The organism is Pseudomonas sp. NY8896, assembly GCF_039634505.1.
On sequence record NZ_CP132350.1, the window covers coordinates 6,083,628 to 6,100,265 of the forward strand.

Annotated in this window: 18 protein-coding genes; 7 read left to right on the plus strand and 11 right to left on the minus strand. The window is 63.5% G+C overall.

Translation table 11 applies throughout. The features are described 5' to 3' along the window. The 5 genes from Q9451_RS27490 to Q9451_RS27510 are packed head-to-tail and all read left to right on the plus strand — an operon-like array spanning window position 1 to window position 5,169. On the plus strand, window positions 1–1,020 hold the full coding sequence (locus Q9451_RS27490; protein ID WP_012270381.1) for a branched-chain amino acid ABC transporter permease: 1,020 nt from the start codon (window positions 1–3) through the stop codon (window positions 1,018–1,020). After that, window positions 1,020–1,772 (plus strand): ABC transporter ATP-binding protein, encoded by a 753-nt coding sequence (locus Q9451_RS27495; protein ID WP_041166365.1) that lies wholly within the window; start codon window positions 1,020–1,022, stop codon window positions 1,770–1,772. The genes Q9451_RS27490 and Q9451_RS27495 overlap by 1 nt, the downstream gene beginning before the upstream one ends. After that, a complete protein-coding gene (locus tag Q9451_RS27500) occupies window positions 1,772–2,467 on the plus strand; it encodes an ABC transporter ATP-binding protein (protein ID WP_012051120.1) in 696 nt (231 codons plus the stop codon). The genes Q9451_RS27495 and Q9451_RS27500 overlap by 1 nt, the downstream gene beginning before the upstream one ends. Window positions 2,468–2,480: 13 nt before the next feature. Then, window positions 2,481–3,758 (plus strand): Zn-dependent hydrolase, encoded by a 1,278-nt coding sequence (locus tag Q9451_RS27505; protein WP_345960815.1) that lies wholly within the window; start codon window positions 2,481–2,483, stop codon window positions 3,756–3,758. Window position 3,759: 1 nt separating this feature from the next. Continuing rightward, complete coding sequence (locus tag Q9451_RS27510; RefSeq protein ID WP_012270378.1) at window positions 3,760–5,169, plus strand: amidase; 1,410 nt, start codon at window positions 3,760–3,762, stop codon at window positions 5,167–5,169. A gap of 113 nt (window positions 5,170–5,282) precedes the next feature. Here the strand turns inward: Q9451_RS27510 and thiO are convergent, their stop codons facing one another. The 5 genes from thiO to Q9451_RS27535 are packed head-to-tail and all read right to left on the minus strand — an operon-like array spanning window position 5,283 to window position 8,086. Next, window positions 5,283–6,380 (minus strand): glycine oxidase ThiO, encoded by a 1,098-nt coding sequence (gene thiO / locus Q9451_RS27515; RefSeq protein WP_012270377.1) that lies wholly within the window; start codon window positions 6,378–6,380, stop codon window positions 5,283–5,285. A 54-nt stretch (window positions 6,381–6,434) separates the two neighbouring features. Next, window positions 6,435–6,824, minus strand: coding sequence for a type IV pilin protein (locus tag Q9451_RS27520; protein WP_012270376.1), 390 nt, complete (start codon window positions 6,822–6,824; stop codon window positions 6,435–6,437). A gap of 1 nt (window position 6,825) precedes the next feature. Then, on the minus strand, window positions 6,826–7,269 hold the full coding sequence (locus Q9451_RS27525) for a hypothetical protein (protein WP_012270375.1): 444 nt from the start codon (window positions 7,267–7,269) through the stop codon (window positions 6,826–6,828). After that, window positions 7,266–7,907, minus strand: a complete 642-nt coding sequence (locus tag Q9451_RS27530; protein ID WP_012270374.1) for a prepilin-type N-terminal cleavage/methylation domain-containing protein — start codon at window positions 7,905–7,907, stop codon at window positions 7,266–7,268. Before Q9451_RS27530 ends, Q9451_RS27525 begins: the two co-directional genes overlap by 4 nt. Beyond that, complete coding sequence (locus tag Q9451_RS27535) at window positions 7,904–8,086, minus strand: prepilin-type N-terminal cleavage/methylation domain-containing protein (RefSeq protein WP_041166364.1); 183 nt, start codon at window positions 8,084–8,086, stop codon at window positions 7,904–7,906. The genes Q9451_RS27530 and Q9451_RS27535 overlap by 4 nt, the downstream gene beginning before the upstream one ends. A gap of 109 nt (window positions 8,087–8,195) precedes the next feature. Here Q9451_RS27535 and Q9451_RS27540 point away from each other — a divergent pair, with 109 nt between their 5' ends. Further along, complete coding sequence (locus Q9451_RS27540; RefSeq protein WP_012270372.1) at window positions 8,196–8,681, plus strand: GspH/FimT family protein; 486 nt, start codon at window positions 8,196–8,198, stop codon at window positions 8,679–8,681. Here Q9451_RS27540 and ispH read toward each other — a convergent pair whose 3' ends face one another. From ispH to murJ, 6 genes are all read right to left on the minus strand, one after another. After that, window positions 8,682–9,629: a 4-hydroxy-3-methylbut-2-enyl diphosphate reductase gene (gene ispH, locus Q9451_RS27545; RefSeq protein ID WP_010951872.1), complete on the minus strand. Its 948-nt coding sequence runs from the start codon at window positions 9,627–9,629 to the stop codon at window positions 8,682–8,684. Between the two features lie 14 nt (window positions 9,630–9,643). Continuing rightward, a complete protein-coding gene (gene fkpB, locus Q9451_RS27550; RefSeq protein WP_012270371.1) occupies window positions 9,644–10,081 on the minus strand; it encodes an FKBP-type peptidyl-prolyl cis-trans isomerase in 438 nt (145 codons plus the stop codon). Continuing rightward, entirely contained in the window at window positions 10,074–10,589 is a 516-nt protein-coding gene (lspA, locus tag Q9451_RS27555) for a signal peptidase II (RefSeq protein ID WP_012270370.1), read from the minus strand. Before lspA ends, fkpB begins: the two co-directional genes overlap by 8 nt. Beyond that, window positions 10,582–13,413, minus strand: a complete 2,832-nt coding sequence (gene ileS, locus Q9451_RS27560) for an isoleucine--tRNA ligase (protein ID WP_012270369.1) — start codon at window positions 13,411–13,413, stop codon at window positions 10,582–10,584. The genes lspA and ileS overlap by 8 nt, the downstream gene beginning before the upstream one ends. Next, window positions 13,410–14,360, minus strand: a complete 951-nt coding sequence (gene ribF, locus Q9451_RS27565) for a bifunctional riboflavin kinase/FAD synthetase (RefSeq protein WP_041166363.1) — start codon at window positions 14,358–14,360, stop codon at window positions 13,410–13,412. The genes ileS and ribF overlap by 4 nt, the downstream gene beginning before the upstream one ends. A gap of 118 nt (window positions 14,361–14,478) precedes the next feature. Continuing rightward, the gene (gene murJ / locus Q9451_RS27570; protein ID WP_012270367.1) at window positions 14,479–16,017 is read right to left on the minus strand and encodes a murein biosynthesis integral membrane protein MurJ; all 1,539 of its coding nucleotides are present in this window, start codon (window positions 16,015–16,017) and stop codon (window positions 14,479–14,481) included. Window positions 16,018–16,267: 250 nt separating this feature from the next. Between murJ and rpsT the strand changes: the two genes are divergently transcribed. After that, window positions 16,268–16,546, plus strand: coding sequence for a 30S ribosomal protein S20 (gene rpsT, locus Q9451_RS27575; RefSeq protein ID WP_003247625.1), 279 nt, complete (start codon window positions 16,268–16,270; stop codon window positions 16,544–16,546). Window positions 16,547–16,638: the final 92 nt, after the last annotated feature.

Genomic DNA, 16,638 nt, shown 5'->3' on the forward strand with positions numbered 1-16,638 from the left:
ATGAGCGAGAAAAACCCATTGCCAGTCGCCAAGGGCCGCGCCCCGGCACTGCTGTTGCTGGTGGTTGCCAGCCTGGTGGCGCTGCCGTTGCTGCTGCCTTCGGCCACCCTGGCCACCGAAATCCTGATCTTTGCCCTGGCCGCCCTGGCCTGCAACCTGCTGCTCGGCTACACCGGCCTGCTGTCGTTCGGCCAGGGCATCTTCTTTGGCGTGGGCGCCTATGGCGCGGCGCTGCTGATGATTCACCTGCACTGGGGCATGTTCGCCGCGCTGCTTGGCGCAGCCGTGTTCGGCGCCTTCCTGGCACTGCTGGTGGGCGCATTGGCGATCCGCCGCACGGGCATCTACTTCGTCATGCTGACCCTGGCCTTCAGCCAGATGGCCTATTTCCTGGCTTATACCCTAAGCGGCTGGACCGGCGGCGACAACGGCCTGCTCGATGTGCCCCGGCCCAACATCGAAATCGCCGGCCATGTGCTGGTCGACCTGGCTGACCCTCGGCATTTCTATGTGTTCGTCGCCGGGCTGTTCCTGTTGATTTTCGCCGCTGCCTTGCGGGTGATCCGCTCGCCATTCGGCAGCACCCTGCTGGCTATCCGCGAGAACGAGACCCGCGCTGCCGCCATTGGCTACGACACCCGCCACTTCAAGATCCTGGTGTTCATGCTGTCGGGCGCCATCACCGGCATCGCCGGCGCGCTGTACGCCATGCTGCTGCACTTTGCGCCGCTGTCGAACATCGACCTGATGATGAGCGAGAACATCCTGATCATGACCATCGTCGGCGGCACCGGCTCGTTGTTCGGCTCACTGCTGGGGGCCGGCGCCATCGTGCTGCTGGGTGACGTGCTGTCGGAGCTGTGGCCACGCTGGCTGATGCTGCTGGGGGTCATCCTGATTCTGGTGGTGGTGTTCATGCGGGGCGGCCTGTGGGGTGGACTGGCCGAACTGGGCAAGCGCCTGCTGGCCACCCGCAGTGCCAATGACAAATCCCAGGCCAAGACCAAGGAGACCCTATGATGAGCGACTACCTCCTGGAAACCCGCCAACTGGAGCTGGCCTACGGGCCGTTCAAGGCAGTCGCAGGCGTTGACCTCAAGGTCCGCGCCGGCACCATCCACACCGTCATCGGCCCCAACGGTGCTGGCAAGACCAGCCTGTTCCACTGCTTGACCGGCGAGCGTCAGGCCACGGCGGGCAAGATCCTGTTCAACGGCCAGGACATCATCCGCAAGCCGTCCCACGGGCGGGTAGCGCTGGGCATGGCGCGTTCGTTCCAGCTCACCAGCCTGTTCCAAAACCTGTCCGTGCGCGAAAACCTGCGCTTGGCCGCCCAGGGCCGAGACGGCCTGGGCGCCCTGAATTTCTGGCGCAGTGTGGAGCACAAACGCAGCCACTGGAACACCGCCGACCAGGTGCTGGAACGCCTGAAGCTGAGCGCCCGCGCCGAAACCCTGGCCGGCGAGCTGTCACACGGCCAGCAACGGGTGCTGGAAGTGGGCATGTCGATCTGCGCCAAGCCCACCCTGCTGATGCTCGACGAACCCACCTCGGGCATGGGCATCGACGACATTCCGGTGATGACCGACCTGATCAGCGACCTCGGCCGCGACCACACCGTGCTGCTGATCGAACACAACATGAGCATCGTCATGTCGATCAGCCAGCGCATCACGGTGATGAGCCACGGCCAGATTCTGGTCGAGGGTACCCCTGAACAGGTGCGCAACGACGAGCGCGTACGCACCGCCTACCTTGGAGAGGCCGCCTGATGCTCAACGTCGATTCGATCCACTCCTATTACGACAAGAGCCATGTGCTCGAAGGTGTCTCGCTCAAGGTTGAAGCAGGCGAACTGGTGACGCTGCTCGGGCGCAATGGTGCCGGCAAGACCACCACCCTGCGCAGCATCCTTGGCATCGTCCGCCCACGGCAGGGGCAGATCAGCTTCAACGGCCAACAGTTGGTCGGCCGTGAAATCTTCGATATCGCCCGGCTTGGTATTGCCCTGGTGCCTGAGCACCGTGGCATCTTCCGCCAGCTCAGTGTGGAAGAGAACCTGAAGATAGCCGTGCGCAAGGCCAGCCGCTGGCAGCTGGAGGACGTCTACAGCATGTTCCCACGGCTCAAGGAGCGGCGCCGCAATGGTGGTTTCGCCCTGTCCGGTGGCGAGCAGCAGATGCTGGCCATCGCCCGCGCCCTGCTCAACGGCCCCAAGCTGCTGATCCTCGACGAACCCACCGAAGGCCTGGCCCCGGTGATCGTCGACGAGTTGGTGAAGATCCTGCGGCGGATCAAGGACGAAGGCCTGTCGATCCTGCTGGTGGAGCAAAACCTGATGGTCTGCGATGCACTCGCCGATCGCCATTACGTGCTTGAACAGGGCCGGGTCGCCTACCAGGGCAGCGCCGCGCAGTTCCGCGAGGACCCAAGCATCAAGAACCGTTACCTGGCCCTGAGCGCCTGAAAGGAGAACGCCCATGAACACCCGCATCGATCCTTCGCAGCACTTGCTTGGCCAAGGTTCACTGGTCAGCCGCGAGCGCCTTTGGCAATCGCTGATGGACCTTGCCCAGCTCGGCGCCACTGCCAAGGGTGGCGTGTGCCGCCTGGCCCTGACCGACCTCGACCGCCAGGCCCGCGACCTGTTCGTACGCTGGTGCGAAGAGGCCGGCTGCACGGTCAGCGTCGACGCCATCGGCAACATCTTTGCCCGTCGCCCCGGCCGCAACCCTGCCCTGCCGCCGGTCATGACCGGTAGCCATATCGATACCCAACCCACCGGCGGCAAGTTCGATGGCTGCTACGGCGTCATGGCAGGCCTTGAGGTGATGCGCACGCTCAACGACCTGAAGCTGACCACCGAAGCCCCACTGGAAGTGGTGGTGTGGACCAACGAAGAAGGCTCGCGCTTCCCGCCCTGCATGATGGGCTCGGGCGTGTTCGCCGGGAAGTTCGGCCTGCAGGAGACCCTGGACAAGGTCGACGAGCAGGGCGTGTCGGTTGGCGCGGAGCTGCAGCGCATCGGTTACGCCGGCCCACGCGTGCCGACCGGGCATGCCGTCGGCGCCTACTTCGAAGCGCATATCGAACAGGGCCCGGTGCTGGAAGACCAGCGCACCACCATTGGCGTGGTTCAGGGCTGTCTGGGACAAAAGTGGTTCGACCTGGTGCTGACCGGCGTCGAGGCACATGCCGGGCCCACCCCCATGCACCTGCGCAAGGACGCCCTGGTCGGCGCCGCCGACGTGGTGGCTGCGGTCAACCGCACGGCCCACGCCCACCAGCCACATGCCTGCGGCACAGCGGGCTGCCTGACCCTGCACCCAGGCTCGCGCAACGTCATCCCAGGCCAGGTGCAGATGACCATCGACCTGCGCCACCTCGACCCCAAGCACCTCGCCGCCATGGTCAGCGAAGTACAGGCCGCCATCGAAAGCAGCACGGCCAAGCACGGGCTGAGCTACACGCTGACCCCGACCGCCGACTTCCCGCCGCTGTATTTCGCCGAGCAGTGCGTGGACGCCGTGCGCCAGGGCGCGCGCGAGCTGGGCTTGAGCCACATGGATATCGTCAGCGGCGCCGGCCACGATGCCATCTTCCTCGCCGAGCTGGGCCCGGCCGGGATGATCTTCGTGCCGTGCGAGGGCGGCATCAGCCACAACGAAATCGAAAATGCCGCACCGCAGGACCTGGCCGACGGCTGTGACGTACTGTTGCGCGCCATGTTCCAGGCCGCCAACCCGGGAGCCCGTTGAGATGACCCAGAAAACCGCGATTGGCGAGTTCACTGCCGTCGAACTGCTCGAGCTGTACCAGCGCCGCCAACTGTCCCCAGTCGAGGTAGTCGACGATGTGCTGGCGCGCATCGACCTGCACAACCCGGCAGTCAACGCCTACTGCCATGTCGACGGCGAAGGGGCCCGCGCCGCCGCCCGCGCCAGCGAACAGCGCTGGCAACGTGGCGAGCCCTGTGGCCGGCTGGATGGCATACCCGCTTCGATCAAGGACCTGACCCTGACCCGAGGCATGCCCACCCGCAAAGGCTCGCGCACCACCTCGGGCGCCGGGCCATGGGACATCGATGCGCCCTTCTCCGCGTTCATGCGTGAGGCCGGGGCGGTGCTGGTGGGCAAGACCACCACGCCGGAGTTCGGCTGGAAAGGGGTAACAGACAATCCGCTGTACGGCATCACCCGCAACCCCTGGGATACCAGGCTGACTGCCGGCGGCTCGTCGGGTGGTGCCGCGGCAGCCGCGGCGCTGAACCTGGGTGTGCTGCACCAGGGCAGCGATGCCGGTGGCTCGATTCGTATTCCCTGCGCCTTTACCGGCACCTTCGGCATCAAGCCAACCTTCGGCTATGTGCCGCAGTGGCCAGCCAGCGCCATGACCGTGCTGTCGCACTTGGGGCCAATGACGCGCACCGTGGACGACGCGGTGCTGATGCTCGATTGTGTCGCTCGCCCCGATGCCCGTGATGGCCTGGCCGGTGCGCCACGGCAGACACCGTGGCTGGGCCAGCAGCAAGACCTGAGCGGCCTGCGCATCGCCTACAGCGCGAATTTCGGTTACGTGCAGGTCGACCCGCAGGTCCAGGCGCTGGTGGCACAAGCGGTGCAACGCCTGGCGCGGCTGGGTGCGCAGGTAGAGGAAGTGGACCCTGGCTTCAGCGACCCGCTGGAAACCTTCAACACCTTGTGGTTCGCCGGCGCGGCCCGCCTGGCCGGCGCGCTCAGCGAAGAGCAACGGGCGCTGCTGGACCCTGGGCTGCGCTGGATTGCCGAGCAAGGGGCGCAGATCAACCTGCGCGAATACACCCAGGCGCTTGAGGCGCGGGCAGCGTTGATAGCGAAGATGAATGCCTTCCACCAGCGCTATGACGTGCTGCTATCCCCCATGCTGCCGCTGGTGGCATTCGAGGCTGGGCACAACGTGCCGCCTGGGTCGGGGATGGCGCAGTGGATGGAGTGGACGCCGTTCAGCTACCCCTTCAACCTGACGCAACAGCCGGCGGCTTCGGTGCCTTGCGGGTTTACCCGCGAAGGGTTGCCGGTGGGCCTGCAGGTGGTGGCCGGGCGCTTCGCCGATGAGCAGGTGCTGCGGGTGTGCAAGGTGTATGAACAGCATTACCCAAGCCGGCACTTGCAGGCTCCTATTACCGGTTGAGCGCTCTAACAGGCTCGCTGGCCCTTTCGCGGGTAAACCCGCTCCCACAGGGATCACACGGTTTTCAAACCTGTGCTGCACCTGTGGGAGCGGGTTTACCCGCGAAGAAGCCCTCAGCCCAAACGACCTTCTGGCGCATAAGGCGCCGGGTCGATAATCGGCTCGGCACCGGTCAGCAAGTCGGTAAACAATTGGCACGAAGCCGGTGCCAGCACCAGCCCATTACGGTAATGCCCGCAGTTCAGCCACAACCCCGCATGCCCCGGCACCGGCCCGATATACGGAATACCTTCCGGCGAGCCCGGCCGCAGCCCCGCCCAGTGCGCCACCACCGTGGCCCCCTCAAGCTCAGGCAACAACTCCACCGCCGATGCCTTCAGGCTGTCCAGCGCATCCCCGGACGGGGTCTTGTCATAACCGGCATGCTCCAGCGTACTGCCCACCAGAATGTGCCCATCACGCCGTGGGATCGCATAGCGCCCCTTGGCCAGCACCATACTCGGCAAGAAGTCGTCGGCGCACTTGAACAGGATCATCTGGCCCTTCACCGGCTCTACCGGCAGTTCGAGGCCAAGGGTACGCAGCAGGTCACCACTCCAGGCGCCAGCGCTGAGCACCACGTCATCCGCCACCAGCACGCCGTCGGCGGTCTGCACCCCGGTCACGCGCCCGTCCTGCTGCACGAAACCGGTGATCTGGCAGTGTTCGCGCAAGGTCACGTTAGGCAGCGCCAGCAGCGCCGCCTTCAGCGATTTGACCAACCGTGGGTTGCGCACATTGGCCACCCCAGCCATGTAGATGGCGCGCTTGAAGCCCGGGCCCAGCACCGGCACCGCGTCATAGGCCGCCGAGATATCCACGGCGCTAAGCGGTCGCTGCTCGCGCTCGGCCCAGGCCAACGCTTCGGCCTCGTCGTCCAGATCGAGCCAGTACAGCCCAGTGGTGTGCACTTCGGGGTCGACGCCGGTGCTGGCGAACAAGCGCTCGCCCAGCTGTGGATAAAAGTCTTGCGACCAGTGCGCCAGGGCGGTCACCGCCGGGCTGTAGCGCCATGGGTACAACGGCGAAACAATGCCACCGCCAGCCCAGGACGACTCGCGGCCAACCTCGCCCTGATCACACACCACCACCTGGCCGACCTTTGCCGCCAGGTTGAACGCCGTCAGCAGGCCAATCACCCCGCCGCCGACCACCACTACTTGCTTGTTCATCTGTCGATCCAACACCTGAAGTAAAACCGCGATGCACCGGGCATCATTCAACCTTCAGCTTCCCCAGCAGTGCTCGCTGCCACCAACGGCACCGGGGTTGCTGCGCGCGCCAGCCTGGTCGAGCTGGAAATCGCCACAGCCATCCTGTGCCATCAGCCCATTCGGCAGCCGCCGGGCGTGCAGCGTGAAGGTGTCGCTGCCGCGCTGGGCCTGCAGGCTGTAGTAGCGGGTACCGTCGGGCAAGGCCGGGTCGCCCTCGGCATACTCGCCGGTGCGCACGCGGTGGCGCTCCAGACGCAGGGCGGCATCATGCAGCAGGCCAACCACTTCGCTGCGCGCGGCTCGCCGAAGCTGGTCGCTGTAACTGGGGTAGGCAATGGCTGCCAGAATGCCGGTCACGGCCAGCACAATCAACAACTCGATCAGGCTCAAGCCTTGCTGCATGTCAGTCTCCTCTGAGTCTTTGTCGCCAGGCCATGCGTTGCATCTTGTCGTCGGCCACGGCGTAGACGGCTTCCAGTACCTGTCGTGACTGGGTTTGTTTGCTCACGGCGGTTATCCGAAACAGGGTGGCCTGCGCGCGCTTACTCGGGCCAAGATTCTGCAGGTGGAAATAGCCCTCTTGCGTGCTGTGCCACTGCCCGGCCAGGTCGTGCGGTCGAGCTGGCGGCATGCACGCGGAACACGGATCAGGAGGTGCACGCTTGATCTCGGCCTCCCCTGCTTGCAAGGTGGCCTCCGCTTCTTCGAGCGCCAGCAGACCATCGCGCAGGTGACCGGCCATTCGCGTTTCCACCAAGGCATCACTCAGGGCTGAGGCCGCCAGCAAGCCGAGCAGCAGGCTCAGTACCAACGCCAACAGCAGCACGACACCGCGTTGACGCTTCATGGCCCCGGCACCGAGTTGCGCAGCGCCACGCTAAGCTCATGGCGCTGTTCGAGTTTGAGCGTGGGCTCGTACAACGTGAGCGCGATATCCACTCTCACTCCTTCGGGTGTTTGCACACGTTCGAAGCGCGCCTCTCGTACATTCTCGACCAGCGGCTGAAAGCTTCTTCCTCGCTTGAACTTCAGTTGGTTGCCCTGGAGCTGGTAGACGTATCTGCTGATAGGAAACGCCAGTGGATAGCCCTCTTTGGGATCCACATCCACGCTCACTTTCTCGATGCAGTCTGTGTGCAAGAGCCAGTCAGACTTGCCAGCCTGTCCGGGCAACTCCGCTACAACCAGGCTGAGGGTAGTGGAATCAACTTCCAATGGTCGGGCGAAAGCCAACTGTGAGCCCGGGGCGTTGAAGTCGCCTGGACCGAGCTGAAGACAGCCAAACATCCCCGTCATGCGGATGTCCTGCGCCATACGCAGTAATGCCTGACGTGCTTCATCCTGCATACGCACTGCCGTGCTTTGCAGGCGCCAAGCCTGGTGTGCGGAGGTAAAGAGCTGGCTGGCCGCCGCCAGCAGCAGCAACCCGATGGCCAGTGCCATCACAACTTCAAGCAAACCGAACCCAATCTGGCGGCGCCTCATCGCCGCCTCCGCTCAAGCTCGCTATGCGCCGCCATCGCCGCCCGCCCATCACGGCGTGCGCTTTCCGTCGCCTGCAATGCCTGCAACTGCATCGCTGCGGTTGCGAACATGCCCACGGCCACAACCGCGACAGCCAACAGCACTTCCAGGAGCGTCATGCCCCGTTGCCTTACGTGCATCCTTGCACCTCCCGTGACTTTTCCTGCAATAGCCTTGGAACCGGCCGACTAGAACGCTTGGCCAGCGAACGTGAAGCTATAGCCAAGCACTTCCAGGGAGGAATGCACGGTGAGGCAACGCGGCGTAACACTGATTCAAATGTTGTCGGCCTTGGCGGTGGCTGTCTTGCTGACACAGCTGGGTATTCCGGCCTACGCCAGGATGAGTGACGACCTACACCGGGCGGCAGCGGCCCGAGATCTGGCCCAGGCACTGCGCAGTGCGCGCAGCCATGCCGTGCTGCAGGGCCAACCGGTAGTTGTAGTGGCGCTGGACGGTAATTGGGGGAATGGCTGGCGTGCAGTGTTAGAGCACAATCAGCAAGTGCTGCGTGAACATCGGCTTTCTCGACCCATGTACATCGCAGCGAATACGGGGGGGCAGGTGAAATTCAGTGCACAGGGTGTGCCGATGCAGCCAAACAACGCTCAGCTGAGTGGCCGGCTTGTAGTCTGCGAAAAAACCAACAGCCCTTATCATGTGGTTCTGGCAAGCACTGGCAGAGTAGCCTTGCGCACAGGCGAACCGAATCATCCGCTGTGCGCAAGGCCCTGATCAGATCAGCGACCGAACCCGCAGCTCTTTAGGCATCGAGAAGGTGATGTTCTCCTCCCGCCCATCCAGCTCTTCAGCGCCCGTGGCGCCCCAAGCCTTGAGTTGCTCGATCACGCCACGCACCAGCACTTCGGGGGCCGAAGCACCGGCAGTGATGCCGATACGCGCGGCCTGGTCGAACCAGCCGCGTTGCAGGTCCTCGGCACCATCAATCAGGTAAGCCGGAGTGCCCATGCGCTCGGCCAGCTCGCGCAGGCGGTTGGAGTTGGAGCTGTTCGGGCTGCCGACCACCAGCACCACGTCACTCTCGCCTGCCAGTTGCTTGACGGCGTCCTGGCGGTTTTGGGTGGCGTAGCAGATGTCGTCCTTGCGCGGGCCACCGATGTTCGGAAAGCGTGCACGCAGGGCGTCGATGACGCGACTGGTGTCGTCCATCGACAGCGTGGTCTGGGTGACGAAGGCCAGGTGGTCCGGGTCGCGCACCTGCAGGTTGGCAACATCTTCCTCGTCCTCGACAAGGTAGATGGCGCCACCGTTGCTGGCGTCGTACTGGCCCATGGTGCCTTCGACTTCCGGGTGCCCTTCGTGGCCGATGAGAATGCACTCACGGCCATCGCGGCTGTACTTGGCCACTTCGATGTGCACCTTGGTCACCAGCGGGCAGGTGGCATCGAACACTTTCAGGCCACGGCCAGCCGCTTCCTGGCGCACGGCCTGGGAAACACCGTGGGCACTGAAGATGACGATGACATCGTCCGGTACCTGGTCCAGCTCTTCGACAAAGATGGCGCCACGGTTGCGCAGGTCTTCCACCACGAACTTGTTGTGCACCACTTCGTGGCGCACATAGATCGGCGGGCCGAAGACTTCCAGCGCGCGGTTGACGATCTCGATCGCCCGGTCGACCCCCGCGCAAAAGCCGCGAGGGTTGGCGAGTTTGATTTGCATGCTCGGCTCCAGGCTTACAGGGCCTTCACCTCGAGGATCTCCACCTCGAAGGTCAGGGTCTTGCCAGCCAATGGGTGATTGAAGTCGATGGTCACCTGGTCGTCATCGAACGCTTTGACCACACCTGGCAGCTCGGTGTTGGCGGCGTCGTTGAAGATGATCAGCAGGCCTTCGGACAGCTCCATGCCTTCGAAGTTGGAGCGCGGCATAACCTGCACGTTCTGCGGGTTAGGCTGGCCGAAAGCGTTCTCCGGGGCCACTACCACAGTGCGCTTGTCACCGGCCTTGAAACCGAACAGGGCGCTTTCAAAGCCCGGCAGCAGGTTGCCATCGCCAACCTTGAAGGTGGCCGGGGCTTTGTCGAACGTGCTGTCGACGGTGTCGCCGTTTTCCAGGTGCAGCGCGAAGTGCAAGGTGACTTCGGTGTTCTGGCCGATACGGGTGTCAGTCATGGACCGGATCCTCGGACTTCTTGCTCTTGAACATATCCAGCGCCAGCATCACCGCACCAACGGTGATGGCGCTGTCGGCCACGTTGAAGGCCGGGAAGTAGTGGCGGTTCTGCCAGTGCACCAGGATGAAGTCGACCACATGGCCCAGCACGATGCGATCGTACAGGTTGCCGATGGCGCCACCCAGCACCAGCGCCAGTGCCACGGCCAGCCAGGTCTCGTTGCGCCCCAGGCGCTTGAGCCATACCACCAGCACGGCACTGACCACCACGGCGATCAGGGCGAACAGCCAGCGCTGCCAGCCAGCGCCATCAGCGAGGAAGCTGAACGCGGCACCGGTGTTGTAGGCCAACGTCCAGCTGAAGTAGTCAGGGATGACCACAATCTGCTGGTACATGGTCAGGGCGTTGTTGAAGTACAGCTTGGTGGCCTGGTCGAGGACCAGGACCAGCAAGCTCAGCCAAAGCCATGCAAGGCGCCCGAAGCGCCCCGCTGCAGGGTTAGGCATAGTGGCGCACCTCACCCGAACCGCTCAGGTTGTCGACGCAACGGCTGCAGATTTCCGGGTGCTCCGGGTGGCTGCCAACGTCGGCGCGGAAGTGCCAGCAACGGCCGCACTTGGCGTGGCCGGACTTGACCACCTTCAGCTTGAGGCCTTCGACTTCGGTGGCCACGGCTTCGGCCGGCGCCTGAGCGAACGGCACCACGCTGGCGGCCGAGGTGATCAGCACGAAGCGCAGTTCGTCGCCCAGCTTGCCCAGGTCGGCGCTCAGGCCTTCGTCGGCGTACAGGGTCACTTCGGCCTGCAGGTTGCCACCGATCACCTTGGCGGTACGCTGGTTCTCCAGCTCTTTGTTCACCGAGGCCTTCACCGCCATCACGCGGTCCCAGTAGGCGCGGTCCAGCTCGGTGCCTTCCGGCAGCTCGCTCAGGCCCTGGTACCAGCCGTTGAGCATTACCGACTCGTTGCGCTCGCCCGGCAGGTACTGCCAGATTTCGTCGGCGGTGAACGCCAGGATTGGCGCGATCCAGCGCACCAGCGCCTCGCTGATGTGGTATAGCGCGGTCTGGCAGGAGCGGCGGGCGACACTGTTGGCACCAGTGGTGTACTGGCGGTCCTTGATGATGTCGAGGTAGAAGCCGCCCAGTTCCTGAACGCAGAAGTTGTGCACCTTGGAGTAGACGTTCCAGAAACGGTACTCGCTGTAGTGCTCTTCCAGCTCGCGCTGCAGCAGCAGGGTGCGGTCCACGGCCCAGCGGTCCAGTGCCAGCATGTCTTCCGGGGCCAGCAGGTCGCGGGCCGGGTCGAAGCCGGACAGGTTGGACAGCAAGAAGCGCGCGGTATTGCGAATACGGCGATAGGCGTCGGCGCTGCGCTGCAGGATCTGCTCGGAAACCGCCATTTCACCGGAGTAGTCGGTGGCCGAAACCCACAGGCGCAGGATGTCGGCACCCAAGGTGTTGTTGACCTTCTCCGGCTCGATGGTGTTGCCCAGCGATTTGGACATCTTGCGGCCGTTTTCGTCCACGGTGAAGCCATGGGTCAGCAGCTCGCGGTATGGCGCGTGGTTGTCGATGGCGCAACCGGTCAGCAACGACGAGTGGAACCAGCCACGGTGCTGGTCAGAGCCTTCCAGGTACAGGTCGGCGACCGGGCCGGTGGTGTGGCCGATGTCGTGCGAGCCACGCAGCACGTGCCAATGGGTGGTACCCGAGTCGAACCACACGTCGAGGGTGTCGGTGATCTTGTCGTACTGGTCGGCTTCAACGCCCAGCAGCTCGGCGGCGTCCAGCTTGAACCAAGCCTCGATGCCCTCCTGCTCGACGCGTTTGGCCACTTGCTCCATCAGCTCGACAGTGCGCGGGTGCAGTTCGCCGGTCTGCTTGTGCAGGAAGAACGGGATTGGCACGCCCCAGTTGCGCTGACGCGAAATGCACCAGTCCGGGCGGTTGGCGATCATCGAATGCAAGCGCGCCTGGCCCCAGGCCGGCACGAACTTGGTGTCTTCGATGGCTTTCAGCGCGCGCTCACGCAGCGGCTCGCCGGTGGTTGGCTGCTTGTCCATGCCCACGAACCACTGCGCAGTAGCACGGTAGATCAGCGGGGTCTTGTGGCGCCAGCAGTGCATGTAGCTGTGGCTGATGGTTTCGGTGTGCATCAGCGCACCGACTTCGCTCAGCTTCTCGACGATGGCCGGGTTGGCCTTCCAGATGAACTGGCCGCCGAAGAATGGCAGCGACTCGACATATACACCGTTGCTCTGCACCGGGGTGAGGATGTCGTCGTTGACCATGCCGTAGCGCTTGCAGGTAACGAAGTCGTCTTCACCGTAGGCAGGTGCCGAATGCACCACGCCGGTACCCGCGCCCAGCTCGACGTAGTCGGCCAGGTAGATTGGCGACAGGCGATCATAGAACGGGTGACGGAAGTTGATCAGCTCCAGCGCCGAACCTTGGGCGGTGGCAATGATCGAGCCTTCCAGGTTGTAGCGCTTGAGGCACGACTCGACCAGCTCTTCAGCCAGTACCAGCAGGCGCTCGCCGGTGTCGACCAGGGCGTACTTGAACTCCGGGTGGATGTTCAGCGCCTGGTTGGCCGGGATGGTCCACGGGGTGGTGGTCCAGATCACGATGGCGGCCGGTTTGGCCAGCGACGCCAGGCCGAAAGCAGCGGCCAGCTTGGTTTCATCGGCAACCGGGAAGGCCACGTCGATGGTCTGGGATTTCTTGTCGGCGTACTCGACTTCCGCTTCAGCCAGGGCCGAACCGCAATCGAAGCACCAGTTCACAGGCTTGAGGCCCTTGAACACGAAGCCTTGCTTGACCATCTCGGCCAGGGCGCGGATTTCACCGGCCTCGTTGGCGAAGTTCATGGTCTTGTACGGGTTGTCCCAGTCACCCAGCACGCCCAGGCGAATGAACTCGGTCTTCTGCCCTTCGATCTGCTCGGCGGCGTATTCGCGGCACAGCTCGCGGGTGCGGTCGGCGGACAGGTGCTTGCCGTGGGTAACCTCGACCTTGTGCTCGATCGGCAGGCCATGGCAGTCCCAGCCCGGTACATACGGCGCATCGAAGCCGGCCAGGGTCTTGGAGCGGACGATCATGTCCTTGAGGATCTTGTTCAGCGCATGACCGATGTGAATCTTGCCGTTGGCATAGGGCGGGCCGTCGTGCAGGACGAACTTGGGACGATCCTTGCCAATTTCGCGCAGCTTCTGGTACAGGCCAATGCTGTCCCAGCGCTGCAGGATCTGCGGTTCGCGCTGAGGCAGGCCGGCCTTCATGGGGAAGGCGGTGTCCGGAAGGTTAAGCGTGGCTTTGTAGTCGGTCATTTCAGGCTCTTCGTTAGCGGTTGAGCGTGCCAATGTGCACGTGCGGCGGCGATATCCGCATCGATCGCCGACTTCAGCGCCTCCAGGGAGGCGAATCGCTGCTCTTCACGCAGCTTGTGGTGGAACTCCACCGTCAGGCGCCGGCCATACAGGTCACCGGCATAATCCAGTAGATGAATTTCCAGGTGCGGGCGCCCATCACCGGCAACGGTGGGACGCACGCCAATATTGCCGACACCCGGCCAGGCCTTGCCGTCGATTTCGATGCTGGCCAGGTAGACCCCGGACAGCGGCACGCGGCGGCGCTTGAGCTGGATATTGGCGGTAGGTGTGCCGAGCTGGCGGGCCAGCTTCTGGCCATGCAGTACGCGGCCAGTGATGCTGTACGGGCGACCCAGCAGGTGCTCGGCCAGTTCGAAGTTGCCCTCGGACAGGGCCTTGCGCACTTCGGTGCTGCTGACCCGCAGGCCGTCCTGGATTACCGTGTTGGCGGCCTCGACGGTAAAGCCGTACTGCTTGCCGGCCTCGATCAGGAAGGCGAAATCGCCAGCACGGTCGCAGCCAAAGCGGAAGTCATCGCCCACTTCGAGATGACGCACACCCAAGCCGTCGACCAGGATGGCCTTGACGAAGGCATCGGCGCTGAGCTTGCTCAGGCGCTGATTGAACGCCAGGCACAAAACCCGGTCAATGCCCTCGGCGGCCAGCAGCTCGACCTTGTCGCGCAGGCGGGCCAGGCGCGCCGGCGCGGTTTCAGGGGCGAAGTACTCGCGTGGTTGCGGTTCGAAGATCACCACGCAGGTCGGCAGGCCCAAGGCCTGGCCGCGCTCGCGCAGACGCGCCAGGATTGCCTGGTGGCCGCGGTGAACCCCGTCGAAGTTGCCAATGGTGGCGACACAGCCCCGGTGCTCGGGGCGCAGGTTGTGAAGACCTCGAACCAGCTGCATAACGCGCTTCTTGCTCATAAAGTGGCCGATTATAACCACACCCGGGCGCTGGTGACAGGCAGCAGCGCCCAAGGGCGGCGTGGAATGCGAAAAACCGACGTTTGACCCGCCCCAAGCCTTAGTGCAAGGCCTTGCGGGCGAAATGCCGAGGCCGGAAGCCGCACAGGTACAGGCAGCCGAAATACGTCACGACGCCCGCCAGGATCAATGCCCCCAGGCGCAGGAAGCGCTCGAGCATGATGCCCTGCTCCCAGGCCGGCATATAGTGCATGCCCGCCAACAGTACCGCCGACATGAGTGCCACTGCCAAAACAAGCTTGAGCAGGAACATTGCCCAGCCTGGCTGAGGTTCGAACAACTGCTGACTGCGCAGCTTCCAGAACAGCAAGCCGGCATTCAGGCAGGCACCGAGGCTGATCGCCAATGCCAGGCCGGCATGTGCGAGCGGCCCGACCAGGGCAAGGTTGAACAACTGAGTGCAAACCAGCGTGAAGATCGCGATTTTCACCGGCGTGCGAATATTCTGCTGCGCATAGAAGCCGGGTGCCAGTACCTTGACCAGAATGATCGCCAGCAAGCCCACGGAATAGGCCATCAGCGCCCGCTGGGTCATGGCCGCATCGAACGCACTGAATTTGCCGTATTGAAACAACGCAACGGTCAGTGGCTCGGCAAGAATGGCCAGCGCCAGGGTGCAGGGCAGCACCAGCAGGAAGCACAGGCGCAGGCCCCAGTCGAGAATCCGCGAGTACTCCTCGCGGTCCTTGTTGGCGTAGGTCTTGGCCAGGGTCGGCAGCAGGATCGTGCCCAATGCCACGCCCAGCACACCCGAAGGCAACTCCATGAGGCGGTCGGCGTAGTACATCCACGACACCGAGCCGGCCACCAGGAAGGAAGCGAAGATGGTGTTGATGATCAACGAGATCTGGCTCACCGACACCCCGAGAATCGCCGGCAGCATCTGCTTCAGTACCCGCCACACACCGGCGTCCTTTAAGTTCAGGCGCGGCAGCACGAGCATGCCGATCTTCTTCAGTGCCGGCAGCTGGTACAGCAACTGCGCCAGGCCACCGGCCAGCACGCCCCAGGCCAAGGCCATGATCGGCGGGTCGAAGTACGGTGTCAGCAGCACGGCGAAGGCGATCATCGCCACGTTCAGCAAGGTCGGGGTGAAGGCCGGTACCGAGAAACGGTTCCAGGTATTGAGGATCGCACCGGCCAGGGAAGACAGCGAGATCAGCAATATATAAGGAAAGGTCACTCGCAACAGGGCGGTGGTCAGCTCGTATTTTTCGGCGCTGTCAACAAAACCCGGGGCCGTCGCCCACACCACCCAGGGCGCCGCCAGGATACCGATGGCGGTCACCAGGGCCAGGACCAGGGTCAGCAGGCCGCTGACGTAGGCAATGAAGGTGCGTGTCGCCTCCTCGCCCTGCTGGGTCTTGTATTCGGCCAGGATCGGCACGAAGGCCTGGGAGAATGCACCTTCAGCGAAGATCCGCCGCAACAGGTTGGGCAACTTGAACGCGATGAAGAAGGCGTCGGTGGCGACACCGGCACCGAAGATGCGCGCCAGGATGGTGTCGCGGACGAAGCCCAGCACCCGCGAAATCATGGTGATCGAGCTTACTGCAGCCAGGGATTTGAGCAGGTTCATCGAAAAGATTCACGCCAATGACAGAGGACGCTGCCAGACAGCGTCCGAATGTGCGATACTCCCGCGCCTTCGCAGGGGAGCCAAAAATTCCCGAGTGTACAGGTCGCGCAGCAGAAAGGAATCTTTCCCGCTTGTTGGCGCACCGCTCGGCGGAACCTTGCAGGTGGCCTTGACAATCGATCTACTGATCGGCATGATTCGCGGCCTATTTTGTTTGCTATTTACCTAAAGTCTTTCGAGGAGCTCGACGGTGGCCAACACACCTTCCGCCAAGAAACGTGCAAAACAGGCTGAGAAGCGTCGCAGCCACAACGCCAGCCTGCGTTCCATGGTCCGCACCTACATCAAGAATGTAGTTAAAGCCATTGACGCAAAAGACGCCGAAAAAGCGCAAGCCGCTTACGTTCTGGCTGTACCTGTAATCGACCGTATGGCCGACAAAGGTATCATCCACAAGAACAAGGCTGCTCGTCACAAAGGCCGTCTGAATGGCCACATCAAGGCGCTGAAAGAAGCTGCAGCTGCCTAAGCGACGCGCTAGTCGAAAAACCGACCCTAGGGTCGGTTTTTTGTTGCCTGCAATTTATTGAAATCCTTCGACGCCAATATTAATGGTCAATT

Bases quoted from the DNA above. Each gene is read 5' to 3' on its own strand.
- Q9451_RS27525 (WP_012270375.1), bottom strand. From the start codon at position 7,269: ATGAAGCGTCAACGCGGTGTCGTGCTGCTGTTGGCGTTGGTACTGAGC.
- Q9451_RS27495 (WP_041166365.1), top strand. From the start codon at position 1,020: ATGAGCGACTACCTCCTGGAAACCCGCCAACTGGAGCTGGCCTACGGG.
- ispH (WP_010951872.1), bottom strand. From the start codon at position 9,629: ATGCAAATCAAACTCGCCAACCCTCGCGGCTTTTGCGCGGGGGTCGAC.
- Q9451_RS27535 (WP_041166364.1), bottom strand. From the start codon at position 8,086: ATGCACGTAAGGCAACGGGGCATGACGCTCCTGGAAGTGCTGTTGGCT.
- Q9451_RS27500 (WP_012051120.1), top strand. From the start codon at position 1,772: ATGCTCAACGTCGATTCGATCCACTCCTATTACGACAAGAGCCATGTG.
- Q9451_RS27490 (WP_012270381.1), top strand. From the start codon at position 1: ATGAGCGAGAAAAACCCATTGCCAGTCGCCAAGGGCCGCGCCCCGGCA.
- fkpB (WP_012270371.1), bottom strand. From the start codon at position 10,081: ATGACTGACACCCGTATCGGCCAGAACACCGAAGTCACCTTGCACTTC.
- ileS (WP_012270369.1), bottom strand. From the start codon at position 13,413: ATGACCGACTACAAAGCCACGCTTAACCTTCCGGACACCGCCTTCCCC.
- Q9451_RS27530 (WP_012270374.1), bottom strand. From the start codon at position 7,907: ATGAGGCGCCGCCAGATTGGGTTCGGTTTGCTTGAAGTTGTGATGGCA.
- murJ (WP_012270367.1), bottom strand. From the start codon at position 16,017: ATGAACCTGCTCAAATCCCTGGCTGCAGTAAGCTCGATCACCATGATT.
- ribF (WP_041166363.1), bottom strand. From the start codon at position 14,360: ATGCAGCTGGTTCGAGGTCTTCACAACCTGCGCCCCGAGCACCGGGGC.
- lspA (WP_012270370.1), bottom strand. From the start codon at position 10,589: ATGCCTAACCCTGCAGCGGGGCGCTTCGGGCGCCTTGCATGGCTTTGG.
- Q9451_RS27520 (WP_012270376.1), bottom strand. From the start codon at position 6,824: ATGCAGCAAGGCTTGAGCCTGATCGAGTTGTTGATTGTGCTGGCCGTG.
- Q9451_RS27505 (WP_345960815.1), top strand. From the start codon at position 2,481: ATGAACACCCGCATCGATCCTTCGCAGCACTTGCTTGGCCAAGGTTCA.
- thiO (WP_012270377.1), bottom strand. From the start codon at position 6,380: ATGAACAAGCAAGTAGTGGTGGTCGGCGGCGGGGTGATTGGCCTGCTG.
- Q9451_RS27510 (WP_012270378.1), top strand. From the start codon at position 3,760: ATGACCCAGAAAACCGCGATTGGCGAGTTCACTGCCGTCGAACTGCTC.